The organism is Streptomyces sp. NPDC002619 (assembly GCF_042889305.1).
Taxonomy (GTDB): domain Bacteria; phylum Actinomycetota; class Actinomycetes; order Streptomycetales; family Streptomycetaceae; genus Streptomyces.
Map to the genome: position 1 here is coordinate 220,184 of NZ_JBIAQV010000005.1, position 19,512 is coordinate 239,695.

Annotated in this window: 17 protein-coding genes; 1 reads left to right on the forward strand and 16 read right to left on the reverse strand. The window is 70.0% G+C overall.

Annotated features, from left to right (window positions below):
• Nucleotides 1–352: 352 nt before the first annotated feature.
• From ACFYXB_RS12075 to rsmH, 16 genes are all read right to left on the reverse strand, one after another.
• On the reverse strand, nucleotides 353–1,549 hold the full coding sequence (locus tag ACFYXB_RS12075) for a DivIVA domain-containing protein (protein WP_389580675.1): 1,197 nt from the start codon (nucleotides 1,547–1,549) through the stop codon (nucleotides 353–355).
• Between the two features lie 52 nt (nucleotides 1,550–1,601).
• Complete coding sequence (locus tag ACFYXB_RS12080) at nucleotides 1,602–1,886, reverse strand: YggT family protein (protein ID WP_115908676.1); 285 nt, start codon at nucleotides 1,884–1,886, stop codon at nucleotides 1,602–1,604.
• 64 nt (nucleotides 1,887–1,950) lie between these two features.
• A complete protein-coding gene (locus tag ACFYXB_RS12085) occupies nucleotides 1,951–2,592 on the reverse strand; it encodes a cell division protein SepF (protein ID WP_389580678.1) in 642 nt (213 codons plus the stop codon).
• Nucleotides 2,593–2,721: 129 nt separating this feature from the next.
• A complete protein-coding gene (locus ACFYXB_RS12090) occupies nucleotides 2,722–3,441 on the reverse strand; it encodes a YggS family pyridoxal phosphate-dependent enzyme (protein ID WP_351345101.1) in 720 nt (239 codons plus the stop codon).
• Nucleotides 3,442–3,447: 6 nt separating this feature from the next.
• Nucleotides 3,448–4,176, reverse strand: coding sequence for a peptidoglycan editing factor PgeF (pgeF, locus tag ACFYXB_RS12095; RefSeq protein WP_389580681.1), 729 nt, complete (start codon nucleotides 4,174–4,176; stop codon nucleotides 3,448–3,450).
• Nucleotides 4,177–4,186: 10 nt separating this feature from the next.
• Nucleotides 4,187–5,386, reverse strand: coding sequence for a cell division protein FtsZ (gene ftsZ, locus ACFYXB_RS12100; RefSeq protein ID WP_389580684.1), 1,200 nt, complete (start codon nucleotides 5,384–5,386; stop codon nucleotides 4,187–4,189).
• A 284-nt stretch (nucleotides 5,387–5,670) separates the two neighbouring features.
• Nucleotides 5,671–6,465 carry a cell division protein FtsQ/DivIB gene (locus ACFYXB_RS12105; protein WP_389580687.1) on the reverse strand — a complete coding sequence of 265 codons (795 nt, stop codon included), beginning with the start codon at nucleotides 6,463–6,465 and terminating at the stop codon, nucleotides 5,671–5,673.
• Between the two features lie 26 nt (nucleotides 6,466–6,491).
• Nucleotides 6,492–7,580 carry an undecaprenyldiphospho-muramoylpentapeptide beta-N-acetylglucosaminyltransferase gene (gene murG / locus ACFYXB_RS12110; RefSeq protein ID WP_351345089.1) on the reverse strand — a complete coding sequence of 363 codons (1,089 nt, stop codon included), beginning with the start codon at nucleotides 7,578–7,580 and terminating at the stop codon, nucleotides 6,492–6,494.
• Between the two features lie 6 nt (nucleotides 7,581–7,586).
• On the reverse strand, nucleotides 7,587–8,948 hold the full coding sequence (gene ftsW, locus ACFYXB_RS12115; RefSeq protein WP_389580690.1) for a putative lipid II flippase FtsW: 1,362 nt from the start codon (nucleotides 8,946–8,948) through the stop codon (nucleotides 7,587–7,589).
• 86 nt (nucleotides 8,949–9,034) lie between these two features.
• Nucleotides 9,035–10,459, reverse strand: a complete 1,425-nt coding sequence (murD, locus tag ACFYXB_RS12120) for a UDP-N-acetylmuramoyl-L-alanine--D-glutamate ligase (RefSeq protein WP_389580692.1) — start codon at nucleotides 10,457–10,459, stop codon at nucleotides 9,035–9,037.
• Entirely contained in the window at nucleotides 10,441–11,511 is a 1,071-nt protein-coding gene (gene mraY / locus ACFYXB_RS12125) for a phospho-N-acetylmuramoyl-pentapeptide-transferase (protein ID WP_351345410.1), read from the reverse strand. Before mraY ends, murD begins: the two co-directional genes overlap by 19 nt.
• Nucleotides 11,511–12,926, reverse strand: coding sequence for a UDP-N-acetylmuramoyl-tripeptide--D-alanyl-D-alanine ligase (gene murF / locus ACFYXB_RS12130; RefSeq protein ID WP_389580695.1), 1,416 nt, complete (start codon nucleotides 12,924–12,926; stop codon nucleotides 11,511–11,513). The genes mraY and murF overlap by 1 nt, the downstream gene beginning before the upstream one ends.
• A 4-nt stretch (nucleotides 12,927–12,930) precedes the next feature.
• Nucleotides 12,931–14,460 carry a UDP-N-acetylmuramoyl-L-alanyl-D-glutamate--2,6-diaminopimelate ligase gene (locus ACFYXB_RS12135; protein ID WP_389580697.1) on the reverse strand — a complete coding sequence of 510 codons (1,530 nt, stop codon included), beginning with the start codon at nucleotides 14,458–14,460 and terminating at the stop codon, nucleotides 12,931–12,933.
• Between the two features lie 180 nt (nucleotides 14,461–14,640).
• Nucleotides 14,641–16,719: a peptidoglycan D,D-transpeptidase FtsI family protein gene (locus ACFYXB_RS12140; RefSeq protein ID WP_389580699.1), complete on the reverse strand. Its 2,079-nt coding sequence runs from the start codon at nucleotides 16,717–16,719 to the stop codon at nucleotides 14,641–14,643.
• Nucleotides 16,720–16,724: 5 nt separating this feature from the next.
• Nucleotides 16,725–17,270: a septum formation initiator family protein gene (locus ACFYXB_RS12145; RefSeq protein ID WP_389580701.1), complete on the reverse strand. Its 546-nt coding sequence runs from the start codon at nucleotides 17,268–17,270 to the stop codon at nucleotides 16,725–16,727.
• A 42-nt stretch (nucleotides 17,271–17,312) separates the two neighbouring features.
• Nucleotides 17,313–18,269 (reverse strand): 16S rRNA (cytosine(1402)-N(4))-methyltransferase RsmH, encoded by a 957-nt coding sequence (gene rsmH / locus ACFYXB_RS12150; RefSeq protein ID WP_389580704.1) that lies wholly within the window; start codon nucleotides 18,267–18,269, stop codon nucleotides 17,313–17,315.
• Nucleotides 18,270–18,713: 444 nt separating this feature from the next.
• Here rsmH and ACFYXB_RS12155 point away from each other — a divergent pair, with 444 nt between their 5' ends.
• Complete coding sequence (locus ACFYXB_RS12155; RefSeq protein ID WP_389580707.1) at nucleotides 18,714–19,262, forward strand: beta-class carbonic anhydrase; 549 nt, start codon at nucleotides 18,714–18,716, stop codon at nucleotides 19,260–19,262.
• The last annotated feature ends 250 nt before the right edge of the window (nucleotides 19,263–19,512 follow it).

Here is a 19,512-nt window from a genome sequence, read left to right on the forward strand (position 1 = left end):
CGCAGACAGTCGGGCTCCGCCGTGAGCAGCGGGCCGCCCGCCGCACGGGCTCCGCTGAAGCCGGTCCGCCGCCCGTCCCACGCGGTCGGTCGGCCCTCGTATGCGGTCGGTCGGCCCCCGTGCGCAGTCGGTCTTCCGCGCCGCCAACACCCGAGCCCGGCCCCTCAAGAAAAGATCTTGAGCGGGACGGGCCTTCGGCGTTGCGTGCGGTGGACAAGTGGGGCCTCATCCGAACACACTCCGCATAAACCGTGAACACGCGTAGCACAAGGGCGGGGCCCCGGATTGGAATCCGGGGCCCCGCCCTATGAACGCTGCCGATGCCAACGGCGTACTACTGGCCGTCAGGCCGTCAGTTGTCGTCCTCGTCGATCAGGAACCCGCGCATCGGCGAGGGGGCCTGGCCCATCGGGCCAGGACCCTGCGGACGCACCGGCGCCATCGGCTGGGTCATCGCCGGGGACATCTGCTGCTGACCGCCGTAGGACGGAGGCGCAGGGGCGGGGCCGCCACCCATCCCCTGGTTGCCGTAGGACGGGGCGCTCGCGCCGGCCGGGGCCATGGAAGGCGCCGGGGACGGCGGGAGGGACGGCGCCGACGGGGTGCGCGGCGGGGCGAGGGAGTCGTCCGCCTGGGTCTCCAGCTGACGCAGCTGCGACTCCAGGTACGACTTCAGGCGCGTGCGGTACTCGCGCTCGAAGCCGCGCAGGTCCTCGACCTTGCGCTCCAGCGTGGCACGCGCGGACTCCAGGGAGCCCATGGCCACGCGGTGCTTCTCCTGCGCGTCCCGCTCGAGCGCGTCGGCCTTGGCGCGGGCGTCGCGCTCCAGACCCTCGGCGCGGCTGCGGGCCTCGCCGACGATCTTGTTGGCCTCGGAGCGGGCCTCGGCGATCGCCTGGTCGGCGGTCTGCTGGGCCAGCGAGAGGACTCGGGCGGCGCTGTCGCCACCGGGGCCCTGACCGGGGCCGCCCATCGGACCGCCCATGGGGCCGCCCATCGGACCGCCCATGTGCTGCTGCATGGGGGGCTGGCCACCCATGGGGCCCTGGCCCATCGGACCCTGACCCATCGGGCCGGGACCCTGCGGACCCGGACCCTGACCGCCTGGACCGGCGGGCAGCTGCGGGGCACCGCTCGGCAGCTGGGGCGGGCCACCCATGGGGCCACCCATCTGCTGCTGCGGCGGGCCCGATATGCCGGCGGGCACCGGACCGCCCGGGCCTCGCATCCCCTGCTGAGGCATGCCACCCTGCTGCGGCATGCCACCCTGCTGCGGCATGCCACCCTGCTGCGGCATACCGCCCTGCTGAGGCATACCGCCCTGCTGGTCCTGCGGCTCCGGAGGCTTGCGCATGTTCTGCTGGTTCTGCGCAGCCGCACGGGTCGCCGCGGCCAGCTTGGCGCGCAGGTCCTCGTTCTCCCGGAGCAGGCGGGTCAGTTCGGCTTCGACCTCGTCGAGGAAGGCATCGACCTCGTCCTCGTCATAGCCTTCTCGAAGGCGGACGGTCGTGAACTGCTTGTTCCGCACGTCCTCGGGGGTCAACGGCATCTCTTCACCTCAACGTAGTCGTCGGCATCGGCAAGACGGTAGTTCACATCGCTCACAGCCGGCTCACGATCGAGATCAGGATGTAGACGATGATCATCAGTACGAAGAAGGACAGGTCGAGCGCCACGCCCCCGAGACGCAGCGGCGGAATGACCCGCCGCAGAAGCTTGAGCGGTGGATCGGTGACAGTGTAGGTGGCCTCCAGAACGACCACCATCGCCTTGCCGGGTTGCCATGAGCGGGCGAACTGGAAGACGTAGTCCATGACCAACCGGAAGATCAGCACGATGAGGAAGCACATCAGCGCGATGTAGATGACATCCAAAACCACGCTCATGACCCTTGCTTCCCTCTCCCCTGTGTACCGTGCTGCTCGTACTGCTAGTTTCCGGTCTTGCGTCTCAGCTCTGGTTGAAGAACCCGCCCTCTGCGATGCGGGCCTTGTCCTCCGCCGTGACATCGACGTTAGCAGGCGACAACAGGAACACCTTCTGCGTCACCCGCTCAATGCTGCCATGAAGACCAAACACCAAACCGGCCGCAAAGTCGACAAGTCGCTTCGCGTCTGTGTCGTCCATCTCAGTCAGATTCATGATCACCGGGGTGCCCTCACGGAAGTGTTCCCCGATGGTACGGGCCTCGTTGTAGGTCCGGGGGTGGAGTGTGGTGATCCGGTACGGCTCTCGTTCCGACACGACCTTGGGCATGATCACCGGTGCGTTCTTCTCCAGGGACTGACGTTCTTGTGTGATGGACGCCACGGGCGCAATGCGCGCCGGACGCCCGGATTCCGCGGGTAGCGAAGCCGCATGCGAAACCGGGGCGCGTGGCGCCGGAGGCTGCACCACTCGCACCGATTCGTCCCTTTGGGACTGGTGTGCACTGTGCGACTGATGTGACGGCTCGTGCCGTCGGTGGTCCCGCTCGGGCTCCGGGTCCAGTTCGGGCTCGAAGTCGTCGTCGGGGTCGAATCCCCGGCCGTCGTACCCATCGTCCTCCACGAGGCCGAGGTAGACCGCCATCTTGCGCATCGCGCCGGCCATGCTCTGAGTCCTCCGCTCTGTGGTGGATCGGGTGACGACTGCCAAGTGCCCGCGATCCACGAGGTCGTTGTGCCCGCCTTTCGGCGACATTGACCATATTTTCTGCTGTGGTCCGACTTCTTGGCGACGTTACCCGAGCCTGGGGCGGACTCCGAGTACCGCGGTGCCGACGCGCACATGTGTCGCTCCGGCCGCCACGGCCTGTTCGAGGTCCGCGCTCATCCCTGCTGAGACCATGTTCGCAGCCGGATGGGCTCGGCGCAGGGCAGTCGACAAATCCATCAACCGCTCGAACGCCGCCTGTTGGCGCCCCGCGTACTCCCCCGCGAGCGGGGCGACTGTCATCAGTCCGTCGATCCGTAGCCCCGGAGCGCCGGCGACGAGGTCGGCCAACTCTTCGATTCCGCCGGGCGCCACGCCACCGCGTTCGCCTCTCCCGCTCTCGCCCGCGTCGAGCGCGACCTGGATGAGGCAGCCCACGTCCCGCCCGGCGCGCACCGCCTCCTTCGACAGTGCCGTCACGAGTCGCGAACGGTCCACGGACTGCACGAAATCCGCGTAATTGACCACGGATCGCACCTTGTTGGTCTGCAACTGACCCACAAAGTGCCAACTGAGGGGCAGATCCGAGCATTCGGCGGCCTTGGGGGCCGCGTCCTGGTCGCGGTTCTCGGCGACGTGTCGCACACCGAGTTCCGACAGGATCCGCACATCGCTCGCCGGGTAGGTCTTGGTGACCACGATCAGGGTCACCTCCTCCCGCTTGCGCCCGGCGGCCGTACACGCGGCGGCGATGCGCTCCTCCACCTTTGCCAGGTTTACGGCGAGTTCGCCCTTACGGTCCGTCATGCCCCATCAGTCCAGCCACACATAGCCAGCGAGCCGCCCGGTGGTGCGGTCCCGGCGGTACGAGAAGTGGTCGCGCGACTCCAACGTGCACACCGGCGACTGCTCCCGGTCGCGCACCCCGAGCCGTTCGAGCTGCGCGTGCACTCCGGCGCTCACGTCGACCGCCGGCGTGCCCCAGCTCGTCTCGGAGTGCGCCGCCGGCTCGACGGTGCTGACGTCGGCGCGCATCGCCTCCGGCACCTCGTAGCACCGGCCGCAGACCGCGGGCCCGGTGCGGGCGACGATCCGGGCCGGGTCCGCGCCCAGTTCCATCATCGCTCGCACGGCGGCGGGGACGACTCCGGCGACCATGCCGGGTCTGCCCGCGTGGGCCGCGGCGGCGACTCCCGCCACGGGGTCGGCGAGCAGGACGGGGGTGCAGTCGGCGGTGAGCACGGCTAGGGCGAGACCCCGCCGCACCGTGACGATCGCGTCGACCTCCGGCACCGGGCGCTCGCCCCAGGGTCCGTCCACCACCGCCACGTCGGCGCCGTGCACCTGGTTCATCCAGACCACGTGCGCCGGGTCGAGATCCAGCAACTTGGCGGCCAGCTCCCGGTTGGCCCGTACGGCGCCGGGGTCGTCGCCGACCGCGCCGCCGAGATTGAGCTCCTCGTACGGAACGGCGCTCACCCCGCCCCACCTGTCGGTGAAGGCGAAGTGCGCGCCGTTCAGTGTGTCGCGCTGTGTTATCACGTCAGGAGGATCACTTAAGGAAGTCCGGTACGTCCAGTTCCTCGGCCGCGCTGTCCGCGTAGGTGCGCGGCGACGGCGCGACCGGCGGAGCGACCGGGGCCTCGTTCACCGGCGAGGGAACGGGCTCCAGCTCCTCCTTCGGGGTCACGCTGCCGAGCGAACCGAAGGACGGGCGGCTCTCCGGGTGCCGTGCCGGAGCGGGCTCCTCACGGCGGCCCGAGGACGAGGCCGAGCCGATGGCGTTCTCCCGCCGGGCCGGCGGCTGGCCCCCGTCGAAGCCGGCCGCGATCACGGTGACCCGGACCTCGTCGCCGAGGGCGTCGTCGATGACCGCGCCGAAGATGATGTTGGCCTCGGGGTGGGCGGCCTCGCTGACCAGCTGCGCGGCCTCGTTGATCTCGAACAGGCCGAGGTCCGAGCCGCCGGAGATGGACAGCAGCACGCCCCGGGCGCCGTCGATGGACGCCTCCAGGAGCGGCGAGGAGATCGCCATCTCGGCCGCGGCCACCGCACGGTCGTCGCCGCGGGCCGAGCCGATGCCCATGAGCGCCGAACCGGCCTCGGACATGACGGACTTCACGTCGGCGAAGTCGAGGTTGATCAGACCGGGCGTGGTGATGAGGTCGGTGATGCCCTGGACACCGGAGAGCAGGACCTGGTCGGCCGACTTGAACGCGTCGAGCACCGAGACCTGGCGGTCCGAGATGGAAAGCAGCCGGTCGTTCGGGATGACGATCAGGGTGTCGACCTCTTCGCGGAGTTCGGCGATGCCGTCCTCGGCCTGGTTGGCGCGGCGCCGTCCCTCGAAGGTGAACGGGCGCGTGACCACGCCGATGGTGAGGGCGCCCAGGGAGCGGGCGATGTTGGCCACGACGGGCGCGCCGCCGGTGCCGGTGCCGCCGCCTTCACCGGCCGTCACGAAGACCATGTCGGCCCCCTTGAGGACCTCTTCGATCTCCTCGCGGTGGTCCTCGGCGGCCTTGCGGCCGACAGCCGGGTTGGCGCCGGCGCCGAGTCCGCGGGTGAGTTCGCGGCCGACGTCGAGCTTGACGTCGGCGTCGCTCATCAACAGCGCCTGCGCGTCGGTGTTGATGGCGATGAACTCGACGCCCTTGAGACCGACCTCGATCATCCGGTTGATGGCATTGACACCACCGCCGCCGACACCGATGACTTTGATGACTGCGAGGTAGTTCTGCGGTGCTGCCACGTCGAAGGCCTCTCGCCTCGAGTTACGTGTCGCCGGGCCGCCGAAGCTCTGCGCTCCGCGATCCGCCGACGGATGCCGATTGGGACGGTCCGAACGCCGACCCGAACCCTAACGCTGAAGTTTAGGGTTACCAGTGTGTCTGTTCCTTGAAGTCTCTGAACAGGACACTAAGTCGACAAGTGGCGCACGTTCAACGAACACGCCGAACCTCCCGTTTTTCTTTTCACCCTATGTGATCAGGCGTAGCAGTGCCCAACCAGGGTGCTGGCCTGCGCTGATGTACGTCAACTCCTCGATGACACAGGGGCAGTGGGAACGCTGACGTCGAAGTGCCGCGCATCGGGAGCCGCTTTCATGAGCGCGGTGAGTGTACGGGCCTTCGCCCGGCCGCTCTCGGCGCTCCCCCACGCGACCGTACGCCCGTCCTTCAACTCCAGCGAGATGCCGTCGTACGAAAGGACCTTGACGACCCGGGTGTCGCGGGCGACGGCGGACGGAATGGCACCGGCGACGTGCACCGCCTCCCGCACCAGCCGGTCGGTTCCGAATCGGCGCAGGCTCGCGGTGGCCGAATCCGAGCCGGAGGCAGTCAATTCCAGTACAGGAACACCTTTCGGCGCCCGCGAAACCGTGGCGAACCGGACACCCTCGTCGTCCACTTCGAGGAACTTGCCGTCCTTGCCGACAACCAGAACCGGGGTGCGCTCGGTCACTTTCAGCCCGATTCCACTGGGCCATGAGCGGACGACGTCGACCGTGTCAATTCGCGGCAGTTTCCGGCGCAGTCGGGCCTCGATCGCGTCGGTGTCGACGGAAATCAGCGGCGCCCCGACCGGGACCTCGGCGGCCTCGCGCACCTCCGCGGGCGTCAGGATGAGGGCCCCGGAGACCGATACGCGGTCCACGCGCAGCCACTGGGAGCCGTACAACAGCCAGACGGATCCGGCTCCGAGGAGGACGACGGCGACGGCCAGGATGACGATCGTACGAAGGCGGGGGCTCCTCAACCGCCGGGCGGGCGGCGGGCCGGACGACTCCTGCTGGCGTTCACCGCGCTCGGCGGTGGTCGGTCCGGCCACGCTGACTGCCCTTTCGTCATACGGTCCTAGCGGTTCGAGGCGATCGCCTCGTACACCATGCCGACGAGCAGGTCGTCGGCGTCCCGGCGGCCGAACTCACCGGCGGCGCGGGACATCTCGTACAGCCGGTGGGGGTCGGCGAGTACGGGCAGCACGTTCTGCTGCACCCACTCGGGCGTGAGTTCCGCGTCGTCGACGAGGAGACCGCCGCCGGCCTTGACCACCGGCTGGGCGTTGAGCCGCTGTTCGCCGTTGCCGATGGGCAGCGGGACGTAGGCGGCCGGGAGTCCGACGGCGGAGAGTTCGGCGACGGTCATCGCACCCGCGCGGCAGAGCATCATGTCGGCCGCGGCGTACGCGAGGTCCATCCGGTCCAGGTAACTTACCGGGATGTACGGGGGCATTCCCGGCATCTGGTGAACCTGCGGCAGTTCGTTCTTCGGCCCGACCGCGTGCAGGATCTGGATGCCGGCCTGCTGGAGCCACGGAGCGACCTGCTGGACCACCTCGTTGAGGCGGCGGGCGCCCTGCGAGCCACCGGAGACCAGCAGCGTGGGCAGGTTGGGGTCGAGACCGAAGCGGGCGCGAGCCTCCGGGCGCGCGGCGGCGCGGTCCAGGGTGGCGATGGAGCGGCGCAGCGGGATGCCGATGTAGCGGGCGCCGCGCAGCTTGCTGTCGGGCGTGGAGACCGCGACCTGCGCCGCGTAGCGCGAGCCGATCTTGTTGGCGAGGCCGGGGCGGGCGTTGGCCTCATGGATGACGATCGGCACGCCGAGGCGCTTGGCGGCCAGATAGCCGGGCAGGGCGACATAACCGCCGAAGCCGACCACGGCGTCCGCCTTGGTGCGCTCCAGGATCTGCTCGACGGCCTTGATGGTGCCGCGCAGCCGGCCCGGGACGGTGATCAGCTCGGGGGTGGGCTTGCGCGGCAGCGGTACGGCCGGGATCAGCGCGAGCTCGTAGCCGCGCTCGGGGACGAGCTTGGTCTCCAGGCCGCGTTCCGTGCCCAGGGCCGTGATCCCCACGGTCGGGTCCTGCCTGCGCAGGGCGTCCGCGAGGGCGAGCGCGGGCTCGATGTGGCCCGCGGTACCCCCGCCGGCGAGTACGACATGCACCGAAATTCACCGCTCTCCGGACGTACGCGCCGCCGAGGCACGCCGTCTCATCGTGTTCCATCTCCGGGGTTCCCGGTCAACCACAGCACCCCCGGCTCCCCGCTTTCTACCAAAGCGGGGTTGCCGCATCGCAAGCGCCGCCCGCGCAGCGGGCTCGTCGCGTGCGAAGGCGATCAGCAGCCCGATGGCGAACATGGTCGGCAGCAGGGCGGAGCCCCCGTAGGAGAACAGCGGGAGCGGGACGCCGGCGATCGGCAGCAGACCGAGCACCGCACCGATATTGATCACCGCCTGGGCGGTGATCCAGGTGGTCACGCCTCCCGCGGCATACCTCACGAAGGGGTCCTCCGTGCGTCCGGCCACGCGGATACCCGCATAGCCTAGAGCCGCGAAGAGGGCGAGTACCGACAGTGTCCCCGCGAGGCCCAGTTCCTCACCGGTGACGGCGAAGATGAAGTCGGTGTGGGCTTCGGGCAGTTGGCCCCATTTCTCCACACTCGCACCGAGTCCGGAACCGAAGAGTCCGCCGGACGCGAGAGCGTAGATGCCGTGCACGGCCTGCCAGCAGCTGTCACCGGGGCCGGGGTCGGTGGCGCCGATGCACTGCAGGCGGGCCATCCGGTTCGGGCTGGTCTTGATGAGGATCACACCGAGCGTGGCCGCGATCGCCAGCACCCCGGCGAACAGCCGGGTCGGCGCCCCCGCCAGCCACAGCAGGCCGAACAGGATCGCCGTCAGGATGATCGCCGTACCCATGTCGCCGCCCAGCATGATCAGTCCGAGCAGCAGGAAGGCGACCGGGACGAGCGGCACCAGCATGTGCTTCCACTGGGTCAGCAGCTTCTTGTCATGCTTGCGCGCGATCAGGTCGGCGCCCCACAGCACGAGCGCGAGCTTGCCGAACTCGCTGGGCTGGATCTGGAAGGAGCCGCCGAGCGAGATCCAGTTCTGGTTGCCGTTGACCGACATCCCTATCCCCGGGATCTGCACCAGGACCATCAGGAAGACGGCACCGGCGAGGATCGGGTAGGCCAGGGCCCGGTGCAGCTTCACGGGCATACGGGAGGCGGCGAAGAGCAACCCGCCTCCGATGACCGCGGCCAGGAACTGCTTGCGGAAGAAGTACGACCCGGGCAGCGACAGCTGGAGCGCGGTGATCTGCGAGGCCGAGTAGACCATCACAAGACCGAGCACGGTGATCATCAGACCACCGCCGAGGATCAGGTAGTACGCCGTCAGCGGCCGGTCCCAGGCCTTGTGCGCGCGGACGTACAGCCGATGTACGGGGCTGTCACGCGAGGCGCGGGGGGTGGCGCGCCGCCTGACAGCCCGCTGAACCGGAGGACGACCCGTACGACTACCGGACATTTCCGGCCCCTCCCGCCCTGAGCCACATCCGAGTCACGCGTTCCTCCGAAGGTCCCGAAGGCACCTTATGTCGCCGAGACCCGCCGTCAGGCGCCCGTGTCGAGTTCGCGGACCGCCTCCGCGAACGCGTCACCGCGCTTGTTGTAGTTGGTGAACATGTCCATGGAGGCGCAGGCCGGGGCCAGCAGCACCGTGTCGCCGGCGACGGCGAGGCGCTGGGCTTCCTGGACCGCCTGGAGCATCGCCCCAGTGTCGGTCCGGTCGAGGTCGACGACGGGTACTTCCGGCGCGTGTCGCGCGAGCGCTTCGCGGATCAGCGCACGGTCCGCGCCGATGAGGACCGCGCCCCGCAGCCGCTTCGCCGACTTGGCGACGAGCTCGTCGAAGGTCGCGCCCTTGGCCAGTCCGCCGGCGATCCACACGATCGACTCGTACGCCGCCAACGAGGCTTCCGCCGCGTGGGTGTTGGTGGCCTTGGAGTCGTCGATGTACGCGACGCCGTCCACGTCGGCCACGTGCGCGATGCGATGGGCGTCCGGGGTGAAGGCCCTGAGGCCGTCCCGCACGGCGGCGGCGGGCACCCCGAAGGCGCGCGCGAGGGCCGCCGCGGCAAGGGCGTTGGCGATGTTGTGCGGGGCGGGCGGGTTGACGTCGGAGACCTCGGCGAGCTCCTGGGCGTTCTTCTGCCGGTTCTCGACGAAGGCGCGGTCGACCAGGATTCCGTCCACGACGCCGAGTTGGGAGGGTCCGGGCGTGCCCAGCGTGAACCCGATGGCGCGGCAGCCCTCTTCGACGTCCGCCTCGCGCACCAGGTCCTCGGTGAGCTTGTCGGCGACGTTGTAGACGCAGGCGACCCGATTTCCTTCGTAGATACGGCCCTTGTCGGCGGCGTAGGCCTCCATGGAGCCGTGCCAGTCGAGGTGGTCGGGGGCGAGGTTGAGGATGGCGGCGGAGTGAGCGCGCAGGGAGGGCGCCCAGTGGAGCTGGTAGCTCGACAGCTCCACGGCGAGGACGTCGTACTGCTCTTCGCCCAGAACCGCGTCGAGGAGCGAGACGCCGATGTTGCCGACGGCCGCCGTGCGCAGGCCCGCCGCCTTGAGGATGGAGGCGAGCATCTGGACGGTGGTGGTCTTGCCGTTGGTGCCCGTCACGGCCAGCCAGGGCGCGGCGTCGGGGCCGCGCAGCCGCCAGGCCAGTTCGACGTCGCCCCAGACCGGGACGCCCGCCCGCTCGGCCGCGGCGAACAGCGGCTTGTCGGGCTTCCAGCCGGGCGCGGTGACGATCAGCTCGGTGCCGTCGGGCAGGGAGTCCCCGTCGCCGAGGCGCACGGTGATGCCGAGTGCCTCCAGTTCCGCGGCCTGCTCACGCGCGCGTGCATCGTCGCCGTCGTTGACGACCGTGACATGAGCGCCGAGGCCGTGCAGGACCTTGGCCGCCGGGACACCGGAGACTCCGAGCCCGGCGACGGTGACGTGCTTCCCCTGCCAGTCGGTCACTTGTCTGCTGCCCATCCCGCGTAGAAGAGCCCCAGTCCGACGATCACACAGATGCCCTGAATGATCCAGAATCTGACCACGACAAGAACTTCGGACCAGCCCTTGAGTTCGAAGTGGTGCTGGAGTGGCGCCATCCGGAAGACGCGCCTGCCGGTGAGCCGGAAGGAGCCGACCTGGATGACGACCGACATGGTGATAAGGACGAACAGGCCGCCCAGGATGGCCAGCAGCAGCTCCGTGCGGGAGCAGATCGCGAGTCCGGCGAGGACACCGCCGAGCGCCAGCGAACCGGTGTCGCCCATGAAGATCTTCGCCGGCGAGGTGTTCCACCACAGGAAGCCGAGGCAGGCGCCCATCAGCGCGGACGAGACGACGGCGAGGTCGAGTGGATCTCGTACTTCGTAACAGGCGCCCGGGTTGGTCAGGGTCGTCGCGTTGGCGCAGGACTCCTGGAACTGCCAGACGCCGATGAACGTGTACGCGCCGAAGACGAGCACGGAGGCGCCGGTGGCGAGGCCGTCCAGACCGTCGGTCAGGTTCACGCCGTTCGACATCGCGAGGATCATGAACAGCGCCCAGACGACGAACAGCACCGGGCCGATCGTCCAGCCGAAGTCCGTGATGAACGACAGCTTGGTGGAGGCCGGGGTGTTGCCGCGGGAGTCCGCGAACTGCAGCGAGAGCACCGCGAAGGCGATACCGCCGAGCAGCTGGCCGGCCATCTTCGCCTTGGCCCGCAGACCCAGCGAACGCCGCTTGACGATCTTGATGTAGTCGTCCAGGAAGCCGACCAGACCCATGCCCGTCATCAGGCCGAGCACCAGCACCCCGGAGAAGGTCGGCGCGTATCCGGTGATCACCTTGGACAGGAAGTACGCCGCGATCGTCGCGAAGATGAAGGCGATGCCGCCCATGGTCGGCGTACCGCGCTTGCTGGCGTGCTCGCGCGGGCCGTCGTCGCGGATGTACTGGCCGTAGCCCTTGCGCGCGAGGAGCTTGATCAGCAGCGGGGTGCCGATCAGGGTCAGGAAGAGACCAATGACTCCCGCGAACAGGATCTGCTTCATCATCGGGCGGCGACCTCACCCTCGGCACCGGTCGCGAGCAGCGCCAGCGCGACGCTCTCGAGGCCGACCGAACGGGACGCCTTCACGAGAACGACGTCTCCCGGGCGCAACTCGCTGCGCAACAGGTCGACCGCCGCCTGTGCGTCGGACACGTGCACCGACTCCTCACCCCACGAACCCTCGTTATATGCGCCCAGTTGCAGCCAGGACGCTTCCCTGCCCCCGACCGCGACGAGCTTGCTGACGTTGAGCCGGACAGCGAGCCGTCCGACCGCGTCGTGCTCGGCGAGCGCCTCGTCCCCGAGCTCGGCCATCTTGCCGAGCACCGCCCAGGTCCGCCGTCCCTTGCCCATGGCCGCGAGCGCGCGCAGGGCGGCTCGCATGGACTCGGGATTGGCGTTGTAGGCGTCGTTGACGATGGTCACGCCGTCCGGGCGCTCGGTGACCTCCATCCGCCAGCGGGAGAGGGAGCCCGCCTCGGAGAGCGCGGTGGCGATCTCGTTCGGGGACATGCCCAGCTCATGGGCGACGGCGGCGGCGGCGAGCGCGTTCGACACGTGGTGCTCACCGTACAGGCGCATGGTCACATCGCTTGCACCGGAGGGTGTGTGAAGCCTGAAGGAGGGCTGTCCGCTGTCCGTGAGTCGCACGTTCTCGGCGCGTACGTCCGCTTCGGCCGACTCTCCGAAAAGGAGCACCTTCGCCTTGGTACGGGAGGCCATGGCCCGGACCAATGGGTCGTCGGCGTTGAGGACGGCGACTCCGCCGGCGTCGGACGGGGGCAGCGCCTCGACCAGTTCGCCCTTCGCCTGCGCGATCTGCTCGCGGCCGCCGAACTCGCCGATGTGGGCGGTGCCGACGTTCAGGACGAGGCCGATCCTCGGGGGCGTCAGATCGGTGAGGTAGCGGATGTGGCCGAGGCCGCGGGCGCCCATCTCCAGCACGAGGAACTTCGTCTCCTCGGTGGCGGACAGGGCGGTCAGCGGCAGCCCGATCTCGTTGTTGAGCGAGCCGGGCGTGAACACGGTCGGCGCCTTGCGCTGGAGCACCTGGGCCACGAGGTCCTTGGTGCTGGTCTTGCCCGCGGAGCCGGTGAGGGCCACGAGGGTCGCGCCGAGGCGTCGTACGACATGCCGGGCGAGGGCGCCCAGGGCCGTCTGGACGTCGTCCACGACGATCGCGGGCACGCCGACGGGGCGCGACGCCAGTACGGCGACCGCGCCCGCTTCGACGACCTGCTGTGCGAAGTCGTGGCCGTCCACGCGCTCGCCGACGAAGGCGGCGAAGAGGCTGCCGGGCTCCACCTCGCGGGAGTCCCGGACGACCGGTCCGGTGACCTGGACGGACGGATCCGGTATGTCGTGCGTCTGCCCGCCGACGACTGCTGCGATCTCGGCGAGAGAGAGGGCGATCACAAGTTCATCCCTGGGTCTTCTGGATAGCTTCGCGGAGCACTTGGCGGTCGTCGAAGGGACGGACCACTCCGGCGATGTCCTGGCCCTGCTCGTGGCCCTTGCCCGCGACCAGCACGGTGTCCCCGGGCTGCGCGCGGGCGACGGCGGCGGCGATCGCGGCGGCCCGGTCCTCGAAGAGGAGCACCTCGCCGCGTTCGTGTACGGGTACGGACGCCGCGCCCTCGAGCATGGTGGCAAGGATCGCGAGAGGGTCCTCGGAGCGGGGGTTGTCAGAGGTCAGTACGGCCGTGTCGGAGAGCCGGGCCGCGGCGGCGCCCATGGGGGCGCGTTTGGTCCGGTCGCGGTCGCCGCCGCAGCCCAGGACGACGTGCAACTGCCCCTTGGTGACCTTGCGGAGGGCCTTGAGGACCGATTCCACGGCGTCGGTCTTGTGTGCGTAGTCGACGACCGCGAGGTACGGCTGCCCGGCGTCCACGCGCTCCAGCCGCCCCGGCACGCCCGGCACGGCGGCGACGCCGTCGGCGGCGGACTGCGGGTCGAGGCCGGCGGCGGCGAGGGCGACGATCGCGGCGAGGGTGTTGGCCACGTTGAAGGGGCCCGGCAGCGGGGACTTGGCGGCGATGCGCTCGCCGCCGGGGCCGAGAACCGTGAACGTCGAGTCCATGGGGCCGATGTGCACGTCCTCGGCGCGCCAGTCGGCGTCGGGGTGGCCCTCGGCGGAGAAGGTCACGACCGGGACGGTGGCCTCCTCGGCGAGCCTGCGGCCGTACGCGTCGTCGAGGTTGATCACACCGTGTTTGCTGCGTTGTGGCGTGAACAGCTGCGCCTTGGCCCGGTAGTAGTCCTCCATGTCGGAGTGGAACTCCATGTGTTCCGGGCTGAGGTTGGTGAAGACGGCGATGTCGAAGACGCAGCCGTCGACCCGGCCGAGGACCAGGGCGTGGCTGGAGACCTCCATGGCGACCGCGTCGACGCCGCGTTCGCGCATGACGGCGAACAGGGCCTGCAGATCGGTGGCTTCGGGGGTGGTGCGTTCGGACTTGATGCGCTCGTCGCCGATGCGCATCTCGACCGTGCCGACCAGACCGGTGGACTTGACCGTCCTGAGGCCGCCCTCCACGAGGTAGGCGGTGGTGGTCTTGCCGGAGGTGCCCGTGATGCCGATCTGGAGCAGGTCGTCGCCCGGGCGGCCGTAGATGGTGGCCGCTAGTTCTCCCATCTGCGCGCGGGGGTCGTCGGCCACCAGGACCGGCAGGCCGCCAGCGGCGGCGCGTTCGGCGCCCGTCGGGTCGGTCAGCACGGCGACCGCGCCGAGGCCGGCGGCCTGTGTGACGAAGTCGGCGCCGTGCAGGCGGGCGCCCGGGAGGGCGGCATACAGGTCGCCGGGGCGGACGGCGCGCGAGTCATGGGTGATGCCCGTGACCTCGACAGGGCCGTCCGTGGTGTCCGGCGCGGCGGCACCCAGCTGATCGGCGAGCTCCGCGAGGGGTGTGGCGGAGATCCGAACCGGTCGTGGCGGCCCCGGGTAGGTCACGGAAGCGCCCTTCTGGGTGGTTTGGGACTGATCAGCGTGTGGCACGGCGGTGAGCGTACCGGGCGCGGCCGCTCCGGAGCGAAGCGAGGGCGTGGACGGGGCGTGGTTCCCGGGGTCGGGAGTGATCGTTGTCACGGGCTCGTTCCTGGTGGTCTTCCCGGTCTTTCCCGGAGGTGCTGATCAGGGCTTGTAGGAGACGGGCAGGTTCGCGGGCGGGGCGCCGGTGGGCGGGATCTGGAGGGTCTTGAGGGCGAACTCCATCACCTGCTTGTAGATGGGGCCACAGATCTGGCCGCCGAAGTAGCTGCCCGAGGTGGCGTTCTGAATGGCGCAGTAGACGGTGATCCGGGGCTTGTCCGCGGGTGCGAATCCGGCGAACGACGAGGTGTAGCCGCGGTACTTGCCGGTGGCCGGATCCACACGGTTGGCCGTGCCCGTCTTGCCCGCGACCCGGTAGCCGGGGATGCGCGCCTTGGCGCCGGTGCCCTCCTGGTCGTCGACGACGGACTCCAGCATCTGCGCCAGGGTCTTCGCCGTCTTCGCGCTGACCACCCGGGTCTTCTTGGGCTGCGGGGCGGGGGCGAAGCGCCCGTCCGCGCCCTTCTCGCCGCGGATCAGGGTCGGCTCGACGCGGACGCCGCCGTTGGCGATCGTCGAGTACACGGAAGCCGCCTGCATGGCATTGAGCGACATGCCCTGGCCGAAGGGGATCGTGTACTGCTGCGACGTCGACCACTTGTCGGCCGGCGCGAGAATGCCCCTGGTCTCGCCGGGGAAGCCGAGTCCCGTATAGCCGCCGATGCCGAACTTGTGCAGGTACGAGTAGAGGACCCTGTTGGCCTCGGGCTGAGTCTTGCCGAGCTGGCCGGTGGCCAGGATGGTGCCGATGTTGCTGGACTTGGCGAGCACGCCGTTGAGGGTGAGGTTCCAGGTGGCGTGGTCGACGTCGTCCTGGAAGAGCCGGTCGCCGCGGTGCAGCCGGTTGGGTACTACGACGTGGGTGAGCGGGGTGGCAGCGTTCTCCTCCAGGATGGCCGCCATCGACATGACCTTGGCGGTGGAGCCGGGTTCGTAGGCGTCCTGGAGGGCCGCGTTCCCCATCGCCGAGGAGTTCGCCTTCGTCAGGTCGTTGGGGTCGAAACCGGGCGAGTTGGCCATGGCGAGGATCTCGCCGGTGCGGGCGTCCTGGACGATCACATAACCGCGGTCGGCCTTGGACTTCCTCACCTGCTCGGTGATGGCGTTCTGCGCGGCCCACTGGATGTCGCGGTCGATGGTGAGCTCGACGTCGGAGCCGGGCACGGCCAGGGTCTCGGTGGAGCCCACGGTGGGCACCTCGCGGCCGCCGGACTGGGCGTAGCGGATCTTGCCGTCCTTGCCGGAGAGCTTCTTGTCCAGCTGCTGCTCGATGCCTCCGCCGCCCTTGCCCTCGGAGTTGACCCAGCCCAGTATCCCGGCGGCGAGGTCGCCGTTGGGATACACGCGCTGGCTGCTGGGGTCGGAGAAGACGCCGGCGAGGACGTTGACCGTCGACTTGTCCTTCCGCGCCTTCTTGTCGAGCGCTGTCTTCAGGTCCTTGATCTGCTTCCAGATCTGCGGGGTCTGCCGCCCGGCGAGCTTGACGTAGCGCGTGTTCTTGTTCTTCGGCCGCAGCTTCTGCACGAGGTCGGCCTGGTCCTGGCCGAGGATCGGCGCGAGGAGGGCGGCGGCCTGCTCGGGGGCGTCGTCGATGCCGAGCTGCTTGCGGGTGAACATCGTCGGGTCGGCCGTGACGTCGTTGGCATCCTCGCTGATCGCGAGGGCCACGCCGTTGCGGTCGGTGATCCCGCCCCGCTCGGCGGCCAGGGTGTGCACGACGTAGCGGTTGAGTTCGGCCTTGGCGGCATAGGCGCTGGCGTCGACGGCCTGGACCTGGAGCAGCCGTACGACGAAGGCGAGCAGCACCAGGGTCAGCGCGAGTGCGACGAGGCGGAGCCGGGGCCGGGGGCTGCCCAGCCGCAGGACGGGAGCGGCGGCGGGCCGGGGCCCGGTCCCGGGGCGCCGGACCGGCCGGGCCCCGGGGCCGGGGCGGGGGCCGGGCCTCCGCTGCCCTCCGTTGCCGTTGCTGTTGCCCTTGCCGTTTCCGGCGCGCCGGGGATCCGCCCTGTCGGCTCTATCGGCTCTGTCTCCTCTGTCCCCTCTGTCGGCGCGGGGCCGGGGATTCGCGGGCGGTTTGGCCGGGCCGGGTACGCGGCGGCGCGGTGGTTCCCTGTCGGACACTTCCGTCACCTGCCGGGGGTCGTGGTCATGGCGGGGTGGGCGGTGGTGGAGGGCGTGGGCGGCGCCGGTGCGGTGGGGGTCGCGGAGGCGGTGGCTGTGGCGGGCGGGGGGGCGCTGGGCCGCAGGTCCGGGGGGGCCGCGCTGCTGAGCGCCTCGGGGGCCGCGGGCCGGGGCGCACGGGTGACCGCGGCGGCGGGGCTGGGGGCGCCCTTGACCGTGCCGTTCGGGTCGAGGAAGGCCGGGTCGCCGCCGGGGACCATGCCGAGTTCGCGGGCGCGGCGCTGGAGGGCGTCGGGGGCGGAGTAGGCGTCGATGTCGCGCTGGAGGGCCTGTTCCTCGTCGGTGAGGTTCTTCGTGCGCTTCTGCAGGTCGTCGAGTTGGAACGAGCCTTCGCTGATGGCCGAGTTGAGGACCAGCAGGGCGATCAGGCCGCCTCCGAGGAGCAGGACGACGAGCAGGACGAACGGGGTGCGGGCGGCCCGGGCCCGGCCGACCGGGAAGAGCTGTGCGAGCCGGGCGGCCCGCCCCCTCAGTTCGGGTTTCCTACTCACATGCCCTCCGGTGAGTTCGGGTACCCAACTCACTCACGCCCCTCATACGACGTCTTCCCTGATGCGCTGGGCCCCGCGCAACCGCGCCGGAGCCGCCCGCCGGTTCTCCGCGACCTCTTCCTCGGTGGGAAGTTCGGCACCGCGTGTGAGCAGCTTGAGCCGGGGCTGGTAGCGCTCGGGCACCACCGGCAGGCCGGGCGGCGCGGTGGAGGCGGCACCGGCCGCGAACACCTGCTTGACCAGGCGGTCCTCCAGCGAGTGGTACGACAGCACGGCGATCCGGCCGCCCACGGCGAGCGCCCGCACGGCGGCGGGGACGGCCCGCTCCAGGACGGACAGTTCACCGTTGACCTCGATGCGCAGGGCCTGGAAGGTGCGCTTGGCCGGGTTGCCGCCGGTGCGCTTGGCGGCCTGCGGCAGCGCGTCCCGGATCAGCTCCACCAGCCGGGCGCTGTTGCTGAACGGCTCCTTCTCGCGCTCACGCACGACGGCGGCGACGATCCGCTTGGCCTGCTTCTCCTCGCCGTAGGCGCGCAGGATGCGCACGAGCTCGCCCGCCGGGTAGGTGTTGAGGACATCGGCGGCGCTGATGCCCGTCGTCTGGTCCATGCGCATGTCCAGGGGCGCGTCCTGGGCGTAGGCGAAGCCGCGGTCGGCCTCGTCGAGCTGCATGGAGGAGACGCCGAGGTCGAACAGGACGCCCTGCACGCGCGCGATGCCGAGCCGCTCCAATACGTCGGGGAGCTCGTCGTAGACGGCGTGCACCAGGGTGGCCCGCTCGCCGTAGGGGGCGAGCCGCTCCCCGGACAGGCGCAGGGCCTCCTTGTCGCGGTCGAGGGCGACGAGCCGGACGTCCGGGAACCGGGCCAGCAGCGCCTCGCTGTGCCCGCCGAGACCCAGGGTGCAGTCGACGACCACCGCTCCGGGCCGCTCAAGGGCGGGCGCCAGCAGGTCCAGGGACCGCTGGAGCATCACCGGAACGTGTCGACTCTGACTCAAGGGGGCCTCTCAGGTCCGGCGCGGGCCGTACGCACCGCCGGGTCCCCGCCCTCCCCGGCTGACGCCGGAGGTGCCCCCGGAAGGGGCGGTCCGCCGGAGCCGCAGAGCGTCAGCCGACCGGGAGCGGGAGGAGGCCGAGCCGTACGTACGCGCCGCGCACGTGGGGAGACGGTCCGCGCGGGTGGCGGGGTCTCCGGGGAAATCAGTCCAGCAGGGAGAACCTCGCCTCCCGCTTCGCGTCACTTTAGTCCACCCTGTCTCGCGGTCAATCAACCGGCCTGCGCGTCGCGCAGCGGACTCCGGGCGGCGCCGCAAATCCAAAAGATTCACCCGTACGGAGCAGTTTTATCCTCCCTGTGGGTTAGCTCACAACAAGCCCCGATGACGTTCTTTGTCCCGTCTCACAGCAGGCCCGGAACATACGTGACCAGTACCGTCGTGACTATGACGACTTCTGCAGCAGTTCCCACCGGGCCCAAAGGCGCCATAGCTGGTCGCGGCACCGTAACGGACCGTCTCGTAGAGGCCAACGAGCAGTACGCGGCCGCCTTCACCGACCCGGGCATGGACGCCCGTCCGGTCCTGCACGTGGCCGTCGTGGCCTGTATGGACGCCCGTCTCGACCTGCACGCCGCGCTCGGCCTGAAGCTCGGCGACTGCCACACCATCCGCAACGCGGGCGGAGTCGTCACCGACGACGTCATCCGTTCCCTGACGATCAGCCAGCGCGCGCTCGGCACCCGCAGTGTCGTGCTCATCCACCACACCAACTGCGGTCTGGAGTCCCTCACCGAGGACTTCCGGCACGAACTGGAGATGGAGGTCGGCCAGCGCCCCGCCTGGGCCGTGGAGAGCTTCCGGGATGTCGAGCAGGACGTACGGCAGTCCATGCAGCGAGTGCGCACCTCGCCGTTCCTGCCGCACACCGACGATGTGCGCGGATTCGTGTTCGACGTCAGGTCGGGTCTGCTGCGCGAGGTCGACCCGACCTGACCGGCCCGGCCACCCCGGACTCGGCCACCGATCACCCTCGAACGGGCGGTCGATCAGCCGTAGGACCGATGCTGAAAAGCCGTAAGACCGACATAGTGACGGCAGTTGTCCACAGGCGAGTGACACGAATCGGTAACGGCGGCAAGAATGCGGGGTGTGGCGTCACGCGGAACTTTTCACGCGTGGTGTCCGTGTTTTGGGGTGGGCTGGTCCGCATCGCAGAAGCGACGGCCCGGCGTGAGAACGGGCC